Origin of the sequence: Paraburkholderia sp. 22098 (genome assembly GCF_052045935.1) — a bacterium.
Classification (GTDB): Bacteria; Pseudomonadota; Gammaproteobacteria; order Burkholderiales; family Burkholderiaceae; genus Paraburkholderia; species Paraburkholderia caledonica.
In genome coordinates, this window is sequence record NZ_JBQEPV010000006.1 from 13,991 (window position 1) to 34,740 (window position 20,750).

The following is a 20,750-nucleotide window of genomic DNA, read 5'->3' on the forward strand; positions in this document are numbered from 1 at the left end:
GCGATACACGCCGGCCCGCGCTTACGCCCTGATCGCCCGCGCCGCGTTGCGGCCACGAAGCCACTCGAGCGCCAGCAACAGGCACGTCGAAAAGACAATCAGGATGGTGGCGAGCGCCGCAATAGTCGGGCTGATATTTTCGCGGATGCCGGTGAACATCTGTCGCGGCAGCGTCGTCTGATCGGCGCCCGCGAGAAACAGCGTGACGACGACTTCATCGAACGATGTCGCGAACGCGAACAGTGCCCCTGAGATCACACCCGGCGCAATCACAGGCAGCGTGATGCGGAAGAACGTCTTCACCGGATTCGCACCCAGCGACAGACTCGCGCGCACGAGGTTGTAGTTGAAACCCTGCAGCGTCGCGGCCACCGTCGTCACGACGAACGGCACACCGAGCGACGCGTGCGCGAGAATCAGACCGATATACGTATTGGCGAGACCGAGCGGCGCGAAGAACAGATACATGCCGACGCCCACCACGACCACCGGCACGATCATCGGCGAAATGAGGATTGCCATGAGCAACCCCTTGCCGCGGAAATTCGCCTTGGTGAGCCCGATTGCTGCAAGCGTGCCCAGCACGGTCGCGACTACCGTCGCGGACGGCGCAACGATAAAACTATTCTTAGCCGCCATGCGCCACTCATCAGACGCAATCAGATTCTGATACCAGCGCAGCGACCAGCCCGGAATCGGATATACCAGAAAAGTACTCGATGAAAACGACAGCGGCACGATCGCGAGCACGGGCAGAATCAGGTACAGCAGCGTGAGCACGGCGAGCGCGCGCAACGCGAAATACCATACGCGCTCAACCAGCGACGTGTGTGGCGCAAAAAGGGGCTTGGCGAGTTTCATGGCGGTGGGCTCCGTTCAGCCAAGGCTCAGCGATGAGCGCGTGAAGCGTCCGTAGATCGCATACAGCACGAGCGTGGCGGCAAGCAGCAGCCCGCCGAGCGCGCATGCCATGCCCCAGTTGATCGTCACGTTGGTGAAGTACGCGACGTAGTAGCTGACCATCTGGTCGTTCGGTCCACCAAGCAGCGCCGGTGTGATGTAGTAGCCAATGGCCAGAATGAAAACCAGCAACGCGCCTGCGCCGATGCCCGGATAAGTCTGCGGCACATACACACGCCAGAATGCGGCGAACGGATGACTGCCGAGCGAGACCGCCGCGCGTTGATACGTGGGCGGAATGGACTTCATCACGCTATAAAGCGGCAGGATCATGAACGGCAGCAGGATGTGCGTCATCGATATGTACACTCCCGTGCGGTTAAACAGCAGCGCCAGCGGATCGTGCAACAAACCGCTGCCGATCAGCGCTTTGTTCACGAGCCCTTCGCTCTGCAAGATCACGATCCATGCGGCGACGCGGACCAGGATCGATGTCCAGAACGGAATCAGCACGAGAATCATCACGAGATTCGCGCGACGCTCGGGCAGCGTCGAAATCCAGTAAGCAAGGGGGTAACCAAGCAGCAGCGCAAACAGCGTGACTGTCGCGCCGATCACGAAAGTACGGCTGAAAACGGCGAGATAGATCTGCTGGTCGGGATCGGTCGGGATGATATGGCCGAACGCGTCCTGCTTGTGGTCAAGCGAAGCGAGGAGATAAAACGGCGAATACGGGCTGCCGTTCTTCGCGATGGCTTGCCAGTACGCAATGTTGCTCCAGCGTTCGTCCAGTTCGGCGAACTTCGCGTGGAACTGGGCGGGAGATAGTTGCAACGGCTTGTTGTTGTCGTCGACGAACGGCATGGCGCGCGCCGACTTGGCAACGAGCGACCGATAGCCTGGAATCTCCACGTTGAGCCGTCGCGCGAGGGCGCCCATGCCATCGCTGTCGGCGATCGCGGTGAGATCGGTCGCCAACGCGGCGTATGCGGCATCGGGCGGCGGCGTCTTGCGATCCCAGGTGCTCAGAGCGCTGAGCGTATGTGGCAGCGCGTTCACGACTTCCGGATTCTGCGCGGCACGCGTCAGCAATGCGCCGATCGGCACGACGAAGATCAGCAGCAGAAAAATCGCAAGCGGCGCGATAAGCAGCAGCGCTGTGGCGCGCTTTTTCGCTTCCGCGGCCTTCAGTTCACGCTTGAGCCGGCCGGTCGATTCCGGCGTCGAATCGGCGGCGATCGTCATCGTAGTCACACCCGTTCTCCTGTCGACGGCAGTTAGTGCTTTAGCATTTACTGCCGTCCCATGCAGAGCTGTCGACGGCAGTTAGTGCTTTAGCGCTCACTGCCGTCCCATGCAAAGCTGTCGACGGCAGTTAGCGCTTTAGCACTTACTGCCGTCCCATGCACTAAAACCCACGCGCGCCGAACCCACCCCTGCGCGCGCTTCTTCACATGACCCGCTTCCTACTTCGAAGCCCACGACGAAAAACGCTGCTCCAGTTCGTCGCCATGATCCGTCCAGAACGACAAATTCTGCAGAACCGCGTTCTTGCCGTTGGCCGGCGAGTTCGGCAGGTTCGCAAGCGTCTTCGCGTCGAGCGCCTTGATCGCCGCCACGTTCACCGGACCATAGGCGATGTGGTGCGCGTAGTCCTGCTGCGGCTTCGACGAAATCGTAAAGGCGATGTACTTCTCGGCGAGCGCCTTGTTCGGCGAGCCCTTCGGAATCCCCCAATAGTCGAGGTCATAAATGCTGCCATTCCACACGACCTTCAGGTTCTTGCCTTCTTTCTGCGCGGCATCGATCCGGCCGTTGTACGCCGTCGACATCACCACGTCCCCGGCCACGAGGAATTGCGGCGGCTGCGCGCCCGCTTCCCACCACTGGATGTTCGGCTTCAACTCGTCGAGCTTCTTGAATGCGCGGTCCTGACCTTCCTTGGTCGCCAGCACCTTGTACACGTCTTTCGGTGCAACACCGTCGGCCATCAACGCAAATTCGAGGTTGTAACGCGCGCCCTTGCGCATCGCGCGCTTGCCGGGGATCTTCTTCACGTCCCAGAAGTCGGCCCAGCCCGACGGCGCAGTCTTCAGCTTGTCGGCGTTATAGGCGAGCGCCGTCGACCACACGAAAAAGCCGACGCCACAAGTTTGCGGCGCCTCCGGAATCAGATCCGATTTCTTGCCGATCTTCGACCAGTCGAGCTTCTCGTAAAGACCTTCGTCACAACCTCGGCCGATGTCGCCCGATTCGACCTCCACCACGTCCCAGTTCACGTGCTTGGCCTCGACCATCGCCTTGACCTTGGCCTGCTCACCGTTGTATTCGACAGCGGTCACCTTGCTGCCGCTCTGCGATTCGAACGGCTGGTTGAAGGCCGCCTTTTGTGCGTCCCCGTTCGCGCCGCCGAAATTCACGACCGTCAGTTCGGCCGCATTGACCTGCGCCGCGCCGAGCGCGAGCGCCACAGCACCGACAGCGACGGCGCAGCGCGATTTCCCGATCTTGCTCATGGTGTGTTGCTCTCCTTTGGTGGTGGTTTCAAGCATCATTCATGCAACTTTTTTATGTGCTGCTGACCGCTCTTCTCATGCAATCATGCGCGCGTTTCACGCAATCACGCCCCCGCGAATACCCGCAGATGCTCGGGCGCAAACTCGAGTGCGACGGGTGAGCCAGGTGCGAACGTATTGAGCGCATCGGTGCCGAGCGGCACCTTGACGAAGCACTCGTCCTGTTGCGGCAAGCCGCAACGCATGCGCACGTGGTCGCCAAAATAGATGAGTCCGCGCGCTTCGCCGCTGAGCGCATTGGCACCCGCCCGCGGCGCGCCGATGCCGTGACTCGCCAGCTTCATGCGTTCAGGACGGATGCACGCAACTGCCGGCGTGCCCGCGCGCGCGCCGCCGATGTTGCGGCCAGTCAGCCGCGTACCGTCGACGAGGTGAAACTCGCAATACTCGCCGTCCACGTTTGCAATCGTGCCGCGCAGCTTGTTGCTGTCGCCGATGAAGTTTGCGACGAACTCGTTGCACGGCGATTCGTACAGGCGGTCCACGGTGTCGAGCTGCTGCACGATGCCTTTGTCGAACACGGCGACGCGATCGGACATGGTCAGCGCCTCGCCCTGATCGTGGGTGACATACACGAACGTCACGCCGAGCTTCTCGTGCAGCGACTTCAGTTCGTACTGCATGTGTTCGCGCAACTGCTTGTCGAGTGCGCCGAGCGGTTCATCCATCAGCACGAGTTTGGGCTCGAACACGAGCGCCCGCGCGAGCGCGATGCGCTGCTGCTGTCCGCCGGAAAGCTGCGCCGGATACCGCTTCGCGAAGCTCTCCATGCGCACCATCTTCAGCGCGTTGTTGGTGCGATGAGCACGCTCGTCAGCCGATAGCTTGCGCACCGTCAGCGGATACGCGACGTTCTGCTCGACTGTCAGATGCGGAAACAACGCATAGTTCTGAAACACCATGCCGATGTTGCGCTTGTGGGGCGGCACGGTATTGAGCAACGTGCCGTCGAGCCAGATCTCGCCGCCGGTGGGAAATTCGAAACCCGCGAGCATCATCAGGCAGGTTGTTTTGCCGGAACCCGACGGCCCGAGCAGCGTCAGGAATTCGCCCTGATAGATGTCCAGATCCAGTTGTTTGACGACCAGCGTTTCGCCGTCGTACGTCTTGCGCACGCCTCGAAAGCTGACGATCACTTCATCCGTTTTCATCGCCGTAGTCTCCTCTGCCTGTCCGGCCGGCTGCCTTCGATAAGCGGGCTTGCATCGATTGCGTGGCCCACTATAGACCGTTACGGTTCTACAATATGGAACCATTTCATTATTCCGGATAGAACCACTTGGATACGATCATCTTGTCGGATTGGCTCGCCGCCAGGCTTGATCGCGCGGCCGCCGAGCCGATCTACCGGCAGACTTTGCGGTTGATGCAGCAGGCGATCCTCGCCGGCCAGTTGCCGCCGGGCACCAAGCTGCCAAGCTCGCGGACGCTCGCCGAAGACCTCGGTATCGCGCGCAATACGGTGCTGCACGTGTACGACCAGCTTACCGCCGAAGGCTATGTGATCTCGACCACGGGCAGCGGGACGTATGTCGCCGACACGCAGCCGGACACAGCCGCCGTCAACGCGCGGCGCAAGCCAGCGGTCACGGCGGTGGACTCGGAAGGCAAGCCGGTCGCGGTTGCAGGCAAGACGGCAAAGCGGGATCTGAACGATCTGTCCAATCGCGGCCGGCGCCTGATCGGTCAAGCGGGCGTGTCTGCAAAACAGTGGGGCGCGTTCATGCCGGGCGTGCCCGACGTCGCCGAATTTCCGGCGCGAACCTGGAGCCGCCTGCAAGCGCGCTTGTGGAAAGAAGCCAATCCCGATCTGCTGACCTATGCGCCGGGCGGCGGCTACCGGCCGCTGCGCCGCGCGTTGTCCGACTATTTGCGGGTCGCGCGTTCGGTGAATTGCACGCCGGACCAGATCATCATCACTACGGGTATTCACCAATCCATCGATCTCGCGGTTCGATTGCTGACCGACGTCGGCGACCGCGCGTGGGTCGAAGAGCCGTGCTATTGGGGGGCGCGCAGCGTGCTGCAGTCGTCGGGAATCACACTCGTTCCGGTGCCGGTCGACGAAGAAGGCCTCAATCCGCGCGAGCAGGATTTGCAGCAGCCGCCGCGTCTCGCGCTGGTCACGCCGTCGCATCAGTATCCGCTTGGAATGGTGATGAGCCTCGCGCGCCGCCGCACGCTGCTCGAATACGCGCGCCAGCACAACGTGTGGATCATCGAAGACGACTACGACAGCGAGTTTCGCTACGGCAGCCGGCCGCTAGCGTCGCTGCAAGGTCTCGACGACGCAGGTCAGGTGATCTACGTCGGCAGTCTCGGCAAGATGCTGTTTCCCGGCTTGCGCATGGGCTACATGATCGCGCCGGAGCATCTCGTCGATACATTCCGTATGGGCATCGCCGAGCTTTATCGCGAAGGTCAGTTGATGCAGCAGGCGGTAATGACAGACTTCATCATGGACGGTCATCTCACCTCGCATGTCCGGCGAATGCGAGCGTTATACGGTGAGCGCCGGCAGATTCTGATCGATGCGATTACGGCGCGGTTCGGCACCGAACTGCCCGTCATGGGCGACGAGGCCGGTTTGCATCTCGTGCTCGGACTGCCCGATCATGCCGACGATCGCGCGGTCACGGCGGCAGCGTTCGACGCCGGCGTGATCGTGCGGCCGCTCGCGAGCTACTACAGCAGCGATCCGCCCGCCATGCGCGGACTGCTGCTCGGCTACGCGTGCGTGCCGAACGAAAAGATCGGACCTGCGTTCGACACACTCGCGCGCGTGATCGAGCAGACGGCGCTGAAGAAGCCGACGCGCGCGGCCTGAGAGCGATGCAAGGGGGAGCGGGCGAAGGCGTCGCTTACTTCAGCCCAAAATCGACTCGTGTGGTCGCACCTTTGTCGTTGATGCCGTCTGCGTCGAGCTTCGGTGCGACGATAAACACGCGGCTGCTGTCGATCTTGCCGTCCAGATACTGCTGCACGCTCTGCGCCCGCTGTTGCGCGAGCTGCCGCAAGCTGGCCTCGTCGATCGGCGCGTTGGCCGCGAGCGCGCTCTTCATGTCGTCGTCGGGCATGCTCTTCGTCAGGCCGACGAAATTGCGCGGCTTCTTGAAGTCCGCGGATTTATAAGCCTTGGTCAGGTACTTGTCGTATTCCTTCGCATCGACGGTGACGCTCGACAAGTCCACGCTCTGGCCATTGCCCACTACGTCCTTGATTTTCTGCTGTTTGACGAGGCGGTCCACATAGCGCGCGCGCAATGCGGGCTCGTCGAGTTTCGGATCCACGCGGCCGATCAGGTCCATTTTGATCGACGGTTTGGAGCCGAGCGCCTTCACAATCGTGTCGAGCTTCTTGTTGTCGTCTTCCGAGAGCTGCGCCGAGCCCGGTTCGAATTCCACATAGCCCAACTCTTCGCCACTTCCGCCGAACGCATGGGCAATCAGCGAGAACGGCGCGGTGACCGCCTTTTGCAGCAGATTGAGCACCGCATGCCAGATCAGCCCGCCAATGCTGAACTCGGGATTCGACAACGAGCCTGACACGGGTAGATTCACGTCGATTTCGCCGCGCGAATTCTTCAGCAGCGAAATGGCGAGCCGCACCGGCAGTTTGGTCGCCGTGTCGTTTTCGACGTGATCGCCGAACGTCAGCTGATCAATGAACAAATGGTTGTCCGCGTTCAGCTGATCGTTCTCGAGCTTGTAATGCAAATCGACGTTCAACTTGCCCTTGGTGATCGGGTATCCGGCATATTTCGCGGAATACGGCGTGAGATTAGTCAGTTCGATGTCGTGCGCGCTTGCGGTCAGATCGAGCGCCGGCTTCGCAATCAGCGGATTGACCGTGCCGCGAATGGACAGCGGACCGTTGGCCGCCAGCTTCGCCGCGATCTCAACAGGCGCAGACGTGGTCGACTGTGTGCCGAACGCGCCTACCGTGCCTTGGATGCCGACTAGGTTCGCCGTGTAGTTCGGCTTGATGAAGTTATCGGTGTACGTTACACGGCCTTGCTGCAAGACAAGTTGGCCGAAATGCAGCTTGACCGGATTTTGCGGAGGTGTCGCGGCCGTCACTGTCGCCGGCGCAGCGGACGACGCAGGCGCAGACGCGGAGGCCACCACCGGCGCCGACGAGTTGACGACAGCCGACGCCGTGGGCGGCGTCAACGGCACCGGTTCGGCACCGCCCTTGTTGTTCTTGTCGCGCGTAAGCGACTGCGCTGCGCCGCTTTCGTGCGCGACCACGTCGGTGAGATTCAGCTTGCCTTGTGCGTCGAGCAGCACGCGTCCATAGAACCTTGTGAAGGTGACGCGCTCCGCGTCCACCGACGTGCCGTGCTCGTCGTAATCCGCTTTCAGCTTCGACAGCGCGAGCGACCGCCATCCCGCGAACGGGTCCGAGGTTGCCTTGTCGAGCATCCGAACGTCGACAAGCGCAACGTCGCCGCGATAACTCGCCTTCAACGACTTCGCCTGGCTCAACGCAAGATCGCCGCTGGCATTCAGCAGCGCGCTCGCGATCGCAGCGTTCAACCTGCTGCCGAAATACGGTTCGAAAGCCGCCGCGTCGAGCCGGTTCGCGTTCACCTTGACGGCGACTTTCAGCGGCGTTGCGGTAACGTCGCCCTTGAGGTCGAGCGTGCCTTTCCCATTCAGCGTGGCTTGCAGTTCGACCGGCAGCGGGCGGCCAAGGTCGTTGCTGATCTGCTGCACTTTCAACTGCAGCGGCGTGATGCCCAGTTTCACCGGCTGCGGCGTGGTGTTGTCAGTGAAATTGGCTGTGGCGTCCTTGACATTCAGTTCGCCGATCTTGTAGCGCCACGCCGGTCCTTCGGCTTGTGCTTTCTTCGCCGCATGAATCGCCGTGCGCGTCGGCTCGGCTTCATGAGCCGCCCCGAGCGACGCAAGGTTGATGCTGCCGTCTTTCAGGCGTTGCACGTCGACTGCAAGGCCTGTTGTGTCGACACTCGTGACGTCGGCCGTGCGGGCATTCAGGTCCACCTGCTTGACCTTCACGCTGCCTTGGGCTAGCGCGATGAGCGGCTCTCTACCGCCGCGCGCCGCCACTTTCAATGAACGCATATCGAGTTGCGTATCCGCGATCATCACGGCAGCCGGCGACTTTGACCAGTTCGCGCCGATATTCGCCGTCGTAGAAAGCGCGCCGTCCGTCACTTGCGCAGTGGTTGCGGCGTCGAGATACGGTTGCAGCAGCGGCAAATTCAATGACTTGACGTCGAGCTTCGCGCTCGCGGTCTTAGCGGCGAGGCTCAATGCGCCGGCCAGGCCGAGCGAACCGCCGCTGCGCTTCAGGTCGGTATTCAGCGTGTAATGCGCGGGCGCGGTGGCCAGCGTGGAAAAATCGGTCAGCGTGACAGCGAGCTTTTCCAGACCGACGTCGACGGGGCGCGACGCGGCTTCGTCTCGCACGTTCACCGTACCGTCATTGAGCACAAAGCGTTTGATCGAGAGATCGAGCGGCGGTGCAGGCTTCGCGGCGTCTTTCGTGGCGTCGGTCTTTGCGGCACTGTTCGCATCGCTTGCGCTCGATGCCGCCGCCGGCGCGCTCGCCGACTCAGCTACCGCTTTTGCAGCGGCCGGCGCGGGTGCGAACATCCGCTCCACGCTCAGCACGCCGCTTCTGTCACGCGCGAGATTTGCGCTTGGCGCGTCGATACGAATATCGTCGAACTGGTAGACGCTTTTCAGCGGTTCGAGCGTGCGCGCGGCGACATGCACGGCGCGCGCAGCAAAAAACGGCGCCTTGCCCGGGTCCTGCACGTTCACGTCGTTCAGATCGACGGTGCCGGCGACGCGCAGCGTCGGCGCGTCGTTCGACATGACGAAGTTCAGTTTCAGATCGGTAGACAGCTTGCCCGACTGCACGATCACAGGCAGCTTTGTCGGCACGTATGAGATCAGGCGCGGGACGTCTAGCCCGTCGAAGCGCAACGACACCTCCGACTCACGCGACGCAGAGAACGGCTTCGTCTTGCCGTCGATGGCAAGCGGACTGCCGTCGATCCGCGCGCGCAGCAACGGCTCGACGAAGATATCGGTTTTTGAAGGCAACGTAGCGATAAACGGAATGCCGAGCTTCCATTGATCGATTACGTGGGTGGCGCCGAGCAGTTTGTCGTCGAATGTGATCTGGCCGTTCTCGAGACGAATGTTCGATACAGAAAAGAGCGTCGGCTTGGTATCTGGCGTGCTCGGCTGCTTCGAAAACTTCTCGATCAGATCGGTGAAATTAAAGCGCTGCGCGTCGTAGCGAACCACATGGAAACGCGGCGAGTCGAGCTGAACTTCGTCAATAATCGGCGCTGCGCGAAACAGCGAACTCCACGACGGCTGCACGATGAGCCGCTCGATATCCACGAAATTGCCGGCACCGCCGCGTTCGCCGATATGTACGCGGTCGGCTTCCAGTTTGAGCGTGTAGGGATTGAGCGCAATGCGGCCGATAGTTGCGGGCCGGTCGAGCTGCTTGCTGAGTTGCTGTTCGGCGATGTGGCGAATCAGCGGCGGCGCCGCGAAAAAGCCCAGCAGACCGAACAATACGATGAAGATCAGCAGACCTGTGATGACGCGCCTTGTGCGCCGCGATTGCGCGACGTCGCGCATGGTCCGCATGGAAGAGGCGAATGATGCTTTATTAATGCTTGCCATGCTCGGTTTTGGGTAATGCGGCGGCAAGCCCGCCGCTAAACGAAAATCCCGCAAGCGGCAGTATAAGTCGTGAATCTTTCGTGGGATATAAATGTAAGCTGAGCTTACACAATTGCTCGCGCGATAGAGCCGCGCGTCCGTCACTCATATGCTGCAGTGACGGACGCGCTGATCGGCCTTCGAATCTCCCGGACCAGCGTGCAGCAGACTCGTGCGAATTACTGACGCACGACGGCCGGCGGTTGCCAGGTGCCGTCGGTGGCTTGAGGCTTCGGCGCGTACAAACGCAGCACCAGTTGCAGATCCGCGCGCGGCGCCGGCAGCCAGTTGCCGCCCTTGCCGCGCGTGGACGACACGGTCACGTCGAGCGATCCGTCGCGATTGCGGCGCGCGCCGTTGCGATCGCCCACCGCAATACGCGCCGGCGCACTTTCGCCGAGGGCGCCGTCTTTCGTGTAAGCGGTGATCGACCAGAAGCCGCGCACCGGCGGCAACTGATTCGGCTCAAAGTGAATCACGTAGCGATTCGCACCGTTGAGTGCGTGACCGTCGCTGTCCTGAGTGACGACCGCTCGCACTTCGTCGTCTTTGGTGCCGATGCCGGGCTGCGCGTAGGCGGCGTATGCGCGCAGTGCGTAGTCGGGGCCGTAGTTGCCCACGCCATCGCCGAACCAGCTCCAGCCATTTCCGGTCAGCAAGTTCGACGGCGGCGTGACCACGCGTTCGTGACCGTCGGCGAGCCCGGCTGCAATTGCCTCCGATGCGCCAGGCAGCTTGACGGGCTGGTCCGGCGTCACACCAAGGTCGGAGAGGATTTTCAGCGCATGCGGATCGGCAGGCTCCGGCGGGTTGTCGGCCAGGGCCTGCGCGAGCCGGTTGAAGAAGCCATTCGCGTCGAGCGCTGCGACTTGCGCGGCAGGCGTGCCCGACGCATTCGCGGACGCGGCGGCATCGGCACTGCTACGCGGCGGCGTAATCGACGCCGAACGCGCGTCGCCCACATAGACGGAAAGCGGCGCGACGCGGATCGCCCGTTGCAGCTTGCGAACCGCGGTCAGATCACGGCTGCCGTTCGACTGGATGCGCACGCTCACCCATGCGTTGCGGGTCGGCACATCGACGCGCTTCACGTTTTTCGGCAGATCGCCCTGCCAACCCGGTCCGACGAAGGCGATGGCTTGAGCCTTGATGCCTGCCGCGCGGGTGGCGAACTGATCGTTCGTCGACCAGACCACGTTGGTCCACATGTCGAGCACACGAGCGTCGACGTAGCGGCCATGCGAATCAGGCAGCGCGATGATCACGGGTTCCGCGCCGACATCCAGCCAGCCGGTCGAATCCAGCGTATCGAGGCTCGGCTGCATTGGATTGGCCGCGCCGATGGGCGGCAGCGCCTGCGCATGGCGCAGCGTATTGAGCGGCGCCCGGCCGGGGTCGGTGCCGACTGCCGCGTCGCGTGCGACGCCCATCAGTACCAACGGATAGCCGAACACGTATGAGTCGGCGACTTCGTCCTTGATCCAGCCAGTGGATTTTTGCGTCGTGGAAGGCGTCGACGCACAACCGGTGAGGAATGCGAGGCCCGCGACGGATACGCAGGTACAGTAATTCGAAAACAGTGCTCGGCGATTTTTTATCATTCGTTCAGTGGGCGGAACATGCTGTCCAAAAGGGAGACGCCGGCGCGAGCGCAACGGTGCTCGCGCGGTCTCCCAAAACCCAGCGCAGCCAGTCCGCGTCGCATCGCCGACAACATCGCGTTGTATCGTATCCGCGCTTCTCAGGCAAGCGCAAAGGCGTGAATAGCATTTTGTTTCCGAAGCGCGGCGCGGTTTCCGGTAACGACGGCTCGCCCCCTGTTCCGGAACGTCTCACAGTCGCGTTGCACGCATGAGCTTGACCTTCCCATCATGGGAAGGTCGATACTAGGCTTCATCATGCCGCTCAATGCCGTCGCCAGCCTGCCCACCATGACCGAACTTGCCACTGCTCCACACGACGCCGACGCCACCCCGACTCGTACCGCCGAACTCGAAATCGGCGGGATGACCTGCGCCTCTTGCGCGATGCGCGTCGAGAAGGCGCTGGCGAAGGTGCCGGGCGTCGCCTCCGCGTCCGTGAATCTGGCCACCGAGACCGCGAGCGTCAATCTGACTGCAGCCGCAGCCGCCGCCGCGTCGGACGCGCTGATCGCCGCCGTCAAGAAGGCCGGCTATGAAGCCGCGCTGCTCGCGCCGCCGGACGCAGCGCCGGAACCAGCCGATGCCGACGTTGCGAGCGCTCCCGAAACGACCGCCGGCGCCGCCGTCCCCACCGCCGCCGAGCGCAAACGCAGCCAGACGCGTCGCGAACTGGTAGCCGTGCTCGTCTGCGCGTTGCTGACGTTGCCGCTCATCGTGCCGATGTTGGGCGAATGGTTCGGCGTGCACGCGATGCTCCCGCCGTGGCTGCAATTCGGCCTCGCGTCGATCGTGCAGTTCGTGTTCGGCGCGCGCTTCTATCGCGCGGCTTACCGCGCCGTGCGCGCCGGCGCCGGCAATATGGACTTGCTGGTGGCGCTCGGCACGTCGGCGGCCTATGGCATCAGCGTGTATCAATTGGCCACTCATCCGGACGACGCGATGCATCTTTACTTCGAAGCGTCGGCCGTCGTCATTACGCTGGTGCGCTTCGGCAAATGGCTCGAAGCACGCGCCAAGCGCCAAACCACCGACGCAATCCGCGCGCTGCAGGCGCTGCGTCCCGACCGGGCCCGCATTCGCGTCGGCGCGGACGAGCGCGAAGTGCCGCTCGCGCAAGTCAAGGTGGGTACGGTCGTGATCGTGCGGCCGGGCGAACGGGTTCCGGTAGATGGCGCGGTGCTGGAAGGCCGCACTCACATTGACGAATCGCTGATTACCGGCGAGAGCATGCCGGTGGCCAAACAGACGGGCGACGCGGTGACCGCCGGCTCCATCAACGGCGAAGGCGCCATTGCCGTCACGACCACCGCGATCGGCGCCGAAACGACACTCGCGCGGATCATTCGACTCGTCGAGAGTGCGCAGGCGGAGAAGGCGCCGATCCAGCGGCTCGTTGACCGCGTCAGCGAGATTTTCGTGCCGGCGATCCTGGGCATTGCCGCGCTCACGCTGATCGGCTGGCTGCTGGCCGGCGCCGGCGGCGAAACGGCGATCCTGAATGCGGTCGCCGTGCTGGTGATCGCCTGCCCCTGTGCGCTCGGACTCGCGACGCCCGCGGCGATCATGGCCGGAACCGGCGTCGCGGCGCGCCACGGCGTGCTCATTAAAGACGCCGAGGCGCTGGAAACCGCGCATCGCGTGAATGTTGTTGCGTTCGACAAAACCGGCACGCTGACGATCGGCCAACCATCGGTGACAGCGTTCGAACCGGTCGGCAACATCGGCCGCGACGAAGCACTGGCGCTCGCCGCCGCCGTGCAACGCCAAAGCGATCATCCGTTGGCGCGAGCCGTCGTCAAGGCACATGAAGCGGCGGCGCCCGGTGCGCGAGTGCTTACTGCGAGCGCCGCACGGGCCGTTGCCGGTCGCGGCGTCGAAGCGGACGTCGAAGGCCGCGCGCTCGCGCTCGGCAGCGCGCGCTGGCTTCGCGAACTTGGCATCGGCCTGTCGCCGGAAGCCGAGGCGCGCGCCCGCGAACTCGAAGCCGCGGGCAACACCGTGTCCTGGCTCATGCAGCGCGATTCACAATCGGGCGTCGCGCTCGCGCTCATCGCATTCGGCGACACGGTAAAGCCGACGGCGCGCGCCGCCATCGACAGGCTCCGAGCAATGGGCGTCAAAAGCGTGCTCGTCACCGGCGACAACCGGGGCAGTGCGGCGAGCGTTGCAAAAGCGCTCGGCATCGACGAATTTCATGCGGAAGTGCTGCCGGACGACAAGGCCCGCGTGATCCGCGACCTGAAAATGCGCAGCGCGGGCATCGTCGCGATGGCCGGCGACGGCATCAACGACGCGCCCGCACTGGCCGCCGCCGACATCGGCATCGCCATGGCAACCGGCACCGACGTCGCGATGCATGCAGCGGGCATCACATTAATGCGTGGCGACCCGGCGCTCGTCGCCGATGCGATCGATATTTCTCGCAAGACCTGGCGCAAGATCCAGCAGAACCTGTTCTGGGCGTTCGTGTACAACCTGATCGGCATTCCGCTCGCCGCTTTCGGCTTGTTGAACCCGATGCTGGCCGGCGCGGCAATGGCATTCTCCAGTGTCAGCGTCGTCACGAATGCGCTGTTGTTGCGCACGTGGCGGGCGAAGGTTTGACGCCAAGGCGCTCGCCGCGAGCGCCTCACTATTACAGAAGGCTTCCACTTTCCTAAAGAAAGCGCCGATTGCGGCCGTAAACCAGACACGTTGCCGGAGAGTGCCTCCGCACTAGCCGTGCCTCGTTTGTCCCTCTTTACTCCGCATACGCCCATGGAATTTCTCTCTTTGCGCCGCGCCAGCGTCGGCGCCCGGCTCGCCGTTCTGTCATGCGTGCTGGTGGCGTTGATTTTCGCCTCCTTCACGTGGGCGCTCACGCGCAGCGCCGGCAAGCAAGTCAGCGACCAGGTGCTCGAGCGCATCGCCGAAAAGGACCGCTCGATCGCCGCGATGATCACGTTGTTCGACAAGGCGTTGTCTACCGAAGTCGACCGCTCGACGTCGATGTTCGCGAGCTTCCTGCCCACTACCTACACGCTCGACGAAACGCAGAAGATCGACGTAAACGGTGTGGCCACGCCCACGTTCAAGGCCGGCGACAAAGTCCTGAACATGGATTTCAGCATTCCCGACCAGTTTCTCGAACGCAGCGGCGCAGTCGCGACCATCTTCGCGCGCACCGGCGACGACTTCGTGCGCGTGACAACATCGTTGAAGAAACAGGACGGCTCGCGAGCAATCGGCACGCTGCTCGACCGCAAAGGGCCGGCTTACGCGCTCCTCGTCGCAAACAAACCTTATACGGGACTCGCAGCGCTGTTCGGCAAGCGCTGGATCACGCAATACCGGCCGGTTACCGATGCAAGCGGCCGCGTGATCGGCGCGCTCTTTGTCGGCGTGAACGTCGACCAGGAAATCCAGCAGGTCGAAGACGGCATTCGCAACCTGAAGATCGGCGACAGCGGGTATTACTTCGTGCTCAACGCGTCGAAGGGCCCGGATCGGGGCAAGCTGATCGTGCATCCGGCCGCCGCCGGCCAGGCCGCGGACAATGCGAACGCGCCGTATCAGCAGATGCTCGACATGAAGGAAGGCCGGCTCGAATACAGTTCCGCCGACGCCACGCTCGGCGAGAAAGGCGGGTGCAGCAAGTTCGTTTCGTTCATCACGGTGCCGGAGTGGCAATGGCTGGTGGGCGGCATCGCGCCGCGCGACGAAGTAATGGCCGATATCACCGCCACGCGCAATCGCTTCCTGGTACTCGGCTTCGTGCTGGTCGGCGTGTTCGCGGTCGTATTCCTGTTTGCGGTGCGGCGCCTCGTCAGCCGGCCGCTCGATGAAGCCGCGAAGGCATCTGAGCGCTTCGCCTCGGGCGATCTGAGCGTACGCGTGGCGAAAAGCGCGAGCAGCCGCGCCGACGAGATTGGTCGCCTGATGCGCTCGATCGACGGTATCGGCGAAGGACTTGCACGCATTGTTTCGCAAGTGCGCAGCGCATCCACCGATATGTCGCACGGCACCGAGAAGATCGCCACGGGCAGCGGCAACATTGCGTCGCGCATCGCCACACAAGCGAGCAGCCTTGAAGAAACGGCGGCGAGCATGGAGCAGATCACGTCGACGGTGCAGCAGAACGCCGACCACGCGGCACAAGCAAACAACCTCGTCACGCGCGCTGCGGACGCGGCGCTCGAAGGTGGCCGTGCAGTGGAACGCGTTGTGTCGACGATGGGCGAGATCAGCCGCTCGTCGCAAAAAATTGCGGAGATCACGAGCGTGATCGAAGGCATTGCGTTCCAGACCAATATTCTTGCGCTGAACGCAGCCGTCGAAGCGGCCCGCGCGGGCGAGCACGGCAAAGGCTTTGCGGTGGTCGCCTCCGAAGTACGCGCGCTCGCTCAGCGCAGCGCGGCTTCGGTCAAGGAGATCGAAGGTCTGATCGCCGAATCGACGGCGACCGTGCAAAGTGGCTTCCAGATTGCCGAGCAGGCCAGCACGACGATGCAAGGCATCGTTCAGCAAGTCGGCCAGGTCCGCGCGATCATGGGCGAGATCAGCGTTGCGTCGCGCGAACAATCGGGCGGAATCGAGCAGGTGAACCTCGCGGTCACGCAGATCGGCGAAGCCACACAGCAGAACGCGACGATTGTCGGCGAAGCGGAAGACGCGGCTGCCGAACTACGGGATCACGCCGCGCGTCTTGCGCAAGTGGTCAGCGTCTTCAAACTGGAAAGCGGGCGGGACTGAGTCGCCGCGGATCGCGTCCGGGTTGAAGCAGCGTCGGTCGTCAGAATTCGACATCCAGTTCGTCGATCTCGTCGGCTTCCTGCTGCGCGTCCGCGATCCATTGCTGCATGTCGGGCAGAGCCATGATGCGCTGCCCGTATTCAGCGATATGCGGTTCGAGCTTCACGTCGTATGTCACGAAACGCGTCACGACCGGCGCATACATGGCATCCGCAGCAGTGCGCTCGCCGAACAGGAACGGACCGCCGTACTGTTCCAGACACTCGTTCCAGATAGTCACGATCCGGTCGATATCCGACTGCGCGCGCGCCCAGACCTTGAAGTCGGGGAAGTGCGCCTTGAGGTTCATCGGCAGCGCGGAACGCAGCGAAGCAAAACCCGAATGCATCTCGCCGCAAATCGAGCGGCAATGCGCTCGCGCGCGAATGTCTTCCGGCAGCAATGCTGCTTTAGGCCTGACTTCGTTCAGATATTCGGCAATGGCGAGCGTGTCCCAGATCTTGATGCCGTCGTGAAACAGACAAGGCACGAGAATCGAAGGCGACAGAAGTAGCAGTTCGGCGCGCGCCGCCGGATCGTCGATGGGCATCACGATCTCTTCGAACGGCAAGCCGCTGAACCGCGTCAGCAACCAACCGCGTAGCGACCACGACGAATAATTCTTGCTGCTGATGGTGAGCGTGGTATTCGCCATACGTATCCCCTCCTGATGAGGCGTTCAACCGACGCCCGACGGCGCACATGCACGTTGCCGTGCGCCGGTGCACCAAAGCGCGGCAAATCCGGACCGCTTTCACGACGCGCGCAAATGCTATGCCAATGTGCCGCCGCGGCTGTTGCGCGCAAACGCAATGGCATGTGACTTGCCTTCTATTCGGGCTCCTTCATTTCAACGCTCGCGCGCGGATGCATGAACCTGTTCGCCTATCCAACCTATCAAGCGTTCGCGGACATGATGCTGCCCATGCGTCACGGCGCGGCGCTGATGAACCGTTCGCTCGACACGTGGCCCGAGTTCGGCGCGACTTCGCATGGACGGTCGCTTCGCGCGGCTTGCGATCTGCTGACGCTCGCGGGACTTACGCCCGTAAGGCCGCCGTTCGAAATCGACAGCGTGATGATGGACGGCAAGCCTGTTCCGGTCGTCGAAGAAGTCGCGGCGCACACTCCGTTCTGCTCACTGCTGCACTTTCGCAAGCAGACGACGGTGCCGGCGCCGCAGCCACGCGTGCTCGTGATCGCGCCGATGTCCGGCCATTTCGCGACGCTGCTGCGCGGCACCGTGCGCACCATGCTCGCCGAGCACGACGTCTACATCACCGACTGGCATAACCCGCGCGACGTACCGCTGAGTCAGGGCCGCTTCGGGTTCGACGAATTCGTGCAGCATGTGATCGACTTCACCGAAACGATTGGACCTGGCGCGCATCTGCTCGCCGTTTGTCAACCGACCGTTGCGGCGTTAGCCGCCGTCGCGCTAATGGCCGCTGACGACAATCCCGCACAGCCCGCCAGCATGACGTTGATGGCGGGTCCGATCGACACGCGCATCAATCCGACGCGGGTCAACGAACTGGCGAAAAGCAAACCGATCGAGTGGTTCGAGAGAAACCTGATTAGCGCGGTGCCGTTCGGCTTTGCAGGCGCGCATCGGCGCGTCTATCCGGGATTCGTGCAGCTGAGCGCGTTCATGTCGATGAATCTCAGCCGGCATCTCGACTCGTTCGAAACCATGCATTACGAACGGGCCAAAGGAGATCCGGCGAAAGCCGACACGATCTTCTCGTTCTACGAAGAATACTTCGCGACGATGGACCTGACCGCCGATTTTTATCTGGAAACCGTCGATACGGTTTTTCAACGGCACGCGCTGCCGTTAGGCGAACTCACGGTGATGGGCCGGCTGGTCGATCCGTCAGCAATACGCCGTACTGCGTTGCTTACCGTTGAAGGCGAAAAGGACGACATCTGCGCGGTCGGGCAAACGCTCGCCGCCCAGGACATGTGCGACAAGTTGCGGCCTTACCTGAAGACACATCATGTGCAGACCGGTGTCGGGCATTACGGCGTGTTCAACGGACAGCGATGGGAGCGGCAGATTTATCCGCGAGTGCGGGCCGTGATTTACGACAACGAACCTCGCGCCGTGCTGGTGAGTTCGCATGCGCGTACGATCCGGCCGATGCCCGCCGCCGCGGCCGTTGCCGCCGAACTCACGGCCGCGGCGCCAGTTGCGTCCGCGGTGGATTCCGTCGAACAGTTGGATGCGAAAGCGGTGGTGGTACCGAATGCGCAGGATTCGGGGGAAAGCAGCGCTGCCGCTTCGGCCGCGAAGCCGCGGGCATCGCGTCGACGGCCGCCCGCAGCGCGGTGAAAGCCCACTCGCACGCGCCGTCTGGACGCGGCGCCGTTTTATGCGGTCGGGCGGAACATCTGAAACATGTTGCCTATTTCGGCGTAGTCCCCGCGATAACCGGCGCGCATGATCGGCTGCGCGGCGTGCGTGTCGAACAGACCGTCTTTCAGATACGCCTCGTTGATGTGCACGCCGACCACCTGGCCGAGCGATAGATAGTTGTCCATCGGCTTGCCGTCGAGACTATGCAGCCGCACCACCTGCAGCAGTTTGCATTCGAGCGCGGCCGGCGATTCTGCGACATGCGGCACCTGCACGTTGCGCCCAGGCGCTGGCGTGAGCCCGGCGAGTTGGAATTCGTCGACGTGCGGCGGAACGGGCGCTGATGAACGGTTCATCTGCTCGGCGAGCGGTTTCGTTGCCAGGTTCCAGACGAACTCGCCGGTCGCTTCGATGTTGGCAACGCTGTCTTTGCGGCCCTCGCTGCAAAAACCGATGATCGGCGGGGAGCTCGCGAACGCGCCGAAGAAGCTGTAAGGCGCGAGGTTCAGCGTGCCTTCGGTGTCGCGTGAGGAGATCCAGCCAATCAGCCGTGGCGCGACGATGGCTTTGAACGGGTCATGCGCAAGGTTGTGGCCGGCGGCGGGGTCGTAGAAGTAATGGGACATGGGAGCGGAGCGTGAAAAAGGCGACGGGTATTTATACCGCAGACTGACGGGCGGCACAGTGGGCCGGATCGAAAACTGGTGATGACTGCCGTACGACGCCACGGCAGCCACCCGCCCTCTCATGGCATTTGTGCAAGTGCCGAGCCCTCGCTCGCTACCCTTGAGCAATGACGCGCTTGCGGCCTGCCTTGACTTGCGCGAGGTGTGCGTCGTCCCAGTCATAGAAGCCCGCGCCGCTGCGCACGCCGACACGCCCCGCCTGCACCTGTTGCCGCAACAGGTCGAGCACGTTTTCGTCCTTCGCCAGTTCGGGCATCAGATGCGTGGAGATGTCGAGGAAAGTATCCAGCCCGCCCATGTCCGCGGCTTCCAGCGGCCCGACTATTCCCCACCGGCGGCCCAGCGACGCTTTCATGACGCGATCCACCACGTCCGGCGTCGCGGCGCCCGAGCGCACGATATGGAGCGCCTCGCGCAACACCGCGAACTGCAAGCGGTTGCCGACGAATCCAGGAATCGCTTTTGTGAGAACCACCGGTTCCATGCCGATCGCGCTCATCAATTCTGCAGTCTTCGCCGTGACGTCGGGCGCGGTCGCGCTTCCGGGCACCACTTCGACGAGCGGAATCATGTGCGGCGGGTTCCAGAAATGCGCGATCACGAAACGCTCCTTTGCAACCAGCGGAGCGACGAGCTGATCCGGCGGGAAGCCGCTCGTATTGCTGGCGAGAATAGCGTTCGGGGCGAGAAGCACAGTCAGCTTTTCATACAGACGGTGCTTCAACTCGAGCACCTCGGGGATCGCTTCGATGACGAAATCCGCCGACCGCATGCCGTCCAGTTCCGCATGAGTCTCGATCAGAGCGAGCGCGGCCTCTTTGGCCTTCGAGTCGATGCGGCTGGCGTCGATCAATTCGTCGAGCACCGCTTCCGCCTTCGGCGCGACGCTCGCAAGACGCGCCGCGTCCACGTCGTGCACGACAGTCCGGTATCCGTGCAATGCACTTTGCGTGGCGATGCCGACGCCCATCAATCCCGTCCCAACCACTCCTATTACTGCCTTCGCTGCCTTGCTCACGACCGCTCCCTTTGCTGACATCGACGAAAGCGTTAAAGGATAGCGCAGTACGCAATCCGACAATGCCGAATGCGACAAAGCCGGC

13 protein-coding genes are annotated in these 20,750 nt (G+C 62.8%); 4 read left to right on the plus strand and 9 right to left on the minus strand.

The features are described from left to right. Positions 1–21: 21 nt before the first annotated feature. From ACTJLB_RS14040 to ACTJLB_RS14055, 4 genes are all read right to left on the minus strand, one after another. Positions 22–861: an ABC transporter permease gene (locus ACTJLB_RS14040; RefSeq protein ID WP_020071570.1), complete on the minus strand. Its 840-nt coding sequence runs from the start codon at positions 859–861 to the stop codon at positions 22–24. A gap of 15 nt (positions 862–876) precedes the next feature. Next, positions 877–2,154, minus strand: coding sequence for an ABC transporter permease (locus ACTJLB_RS14045; protein WP_440783620.1), 1,278 nt, complete (start codon positions 2,152–2,154; stop codon positions 877–879). A 212-nt stretch (positions 2,155–2,366) separates the two neighbouring features. Further along, positions 2,367–3,416, minus strand: coding sequence for an ABC transporter substrate-binding protein (locus ACTJLB_RS14050; RefSeq protein ID WP_440783621.1), 1,050 nt, complete (start codon positions 3,414–3,416; stop codon positions 2,367–2,369). A 104-nt stretch (positions 3,417–3,520) separates the two neighbouring features. Further along, positions 3,521–4,627 (minus strand): ABC transporter ATP-binding protein, encoded by a 1,107-nt coding sequence (locus tag ACTJLB_RS14055; protein WP_440783622.1) that lies wholly within the window; start codon positions 4,625–4,627, stop codon positions 3,521–3,523. Between the two features lie 128 nt (positions 4,628–4,755). Between ACTJLB_RS14055 and pdxR the strand changes: the two genes are divergently transcribed. Next, positions 4,756–6,303 carry a MocR-like pyridoxine biosynthesis transcription factor PdxR gene (pdxR, locus tag ACTJLB_RS14060; protein ID WP_310069856.1) on the plus strand — a complete coding sequence of 516 codons (1,548 nt, stop codon included), beginning with the start codon at positions 4,756–4,758 and terminating at the stop codon, positions 6,301–6,303. A 34-nt stretch (positions 6,304–6,337) separates the two neighbouring features. On the opposite strand, the gene ACTJLB_RS14065 is transcribed toward pdxR, so the two are convergent. Both ACTJLB_RS14065 and ACTJLB_RS14070 read right to left on the minus strand, forming a co-directional pair. Then, positions 6,338–10,150, minus strand: coding sequence for a DUF748 domain-containing protein (locus ACTJLB_RS14065; RefSeq protein ID WP_440783623.1), 3,813 nt, complete (start codon positions 10,148–10,150; stop codon positions 6,338–6,340). 218 nt (positions 10,151–10,368) lie between these two features. Then, on the minus strand, positions 10,369–11,790 hold the full coding sequence (locus ACTJLB_RS14070; RefSeq protein WP_440783624.1) for a DUF1254 domain-containing protein: 1,422 nt from the start codon (positions 11,788–11,790) through the stop codon (positions 10,369–10,371). Between the two features lie 330 nt (positions 11,791–12,120). Between ACTJLB_RS14070 and ACTJLB_RS14075 the strand changes: the two genes are divergently transcribed. Next, complete coding sequence (locus ACTJLB_RS14075) at positions 12,121–14,436, plus strand: heavy metal translocating P-type ATPase (RefSeq protein ID WP_440783816.1); 2,316 nt, start codon at positions 12,121–12,123, stop codon at positions 14,434–14,436. A gap of 153 nt (positions 14,437–14,589) precedes the next feature. Next, on the plus strand, positions 14,590–16,563 hold the full coding sequence (locus ACTJLB_RS14080; RefSeq protein WP_440783625.1) for a methyl-accepting chemotaxis protein: 1,974 nt from the start codon (positions 14,590–14,592) through the stop codon (positions 16,561–16,563). Between the two features lie 40 nt (positions 16,564–16,603). On the opposite strand, the gene ACTJLB_RS14085 is transcribed toward ACTJLB_RS14080, so the two are convergent. Then, the gene (locus tag ACTJLB_RS14085) at positions 16,604–17,257 is read right to left on the minus strand and encodes a glutathione S-transferase family protein (protein WP_131316367.1); all 654 of its coding nucleotides are present in this window, start codon (positions 17,255–17,257) and stop codon (positions 16,604–16,606) included. Between the two features lie 216 nt (positions 17,258–17,473). On the opposite strand from ACTJLB_RS14085, the gene ACTJLB_RS14090 reads away from it, so the two are divergent. Continuing rightward, positions 17,474–18,937, plus strand: a complete 1,464-nt coding sequence (locus ACTJLB_RS14090; RefSeq protein ID WP_440783626.1) for a polyhydroxyalkanoate depolymerase — start codon at positions 17,474–17,476, stop codon at positions 18,935–18,937. 38 nt (positions 18,938–18,975) lie between these two features. On the opposite strand, the gene ACTJLB_RS14095 is transcribed toward ACTJLB_RS14090, so the two are convergent. Both ACTJLB_RS14095 and ACTJLB_RS14100 read right to left on the minus strand, forming a co-directional pair. Further along, on the minus strand, positions 18,976–19,587 hold the full coding sequence (locus tag ACTJLB_RS14095) for a flavin reductase family protein (protein ID WP_020068566.1): 612 nt from the start codon (positions 19,585–19,587) through the stop codon (positions 18,976–18,978). A gap of 154 nt (positions 19,588–19,741) precedes the next feature. Next, entirely contained in the window at positions 19,742–20,686 is a 945-nt protein-coding gene (locus tag ACTJLB_RS14100; protein ID WP_440783627.1) for a 3-hydroxyacyl-CoA dehydrogenase family protein, read from the minus strand. Between the last annotated feature and the right edge of the window lie 64 nt (positions 20,687–20,750).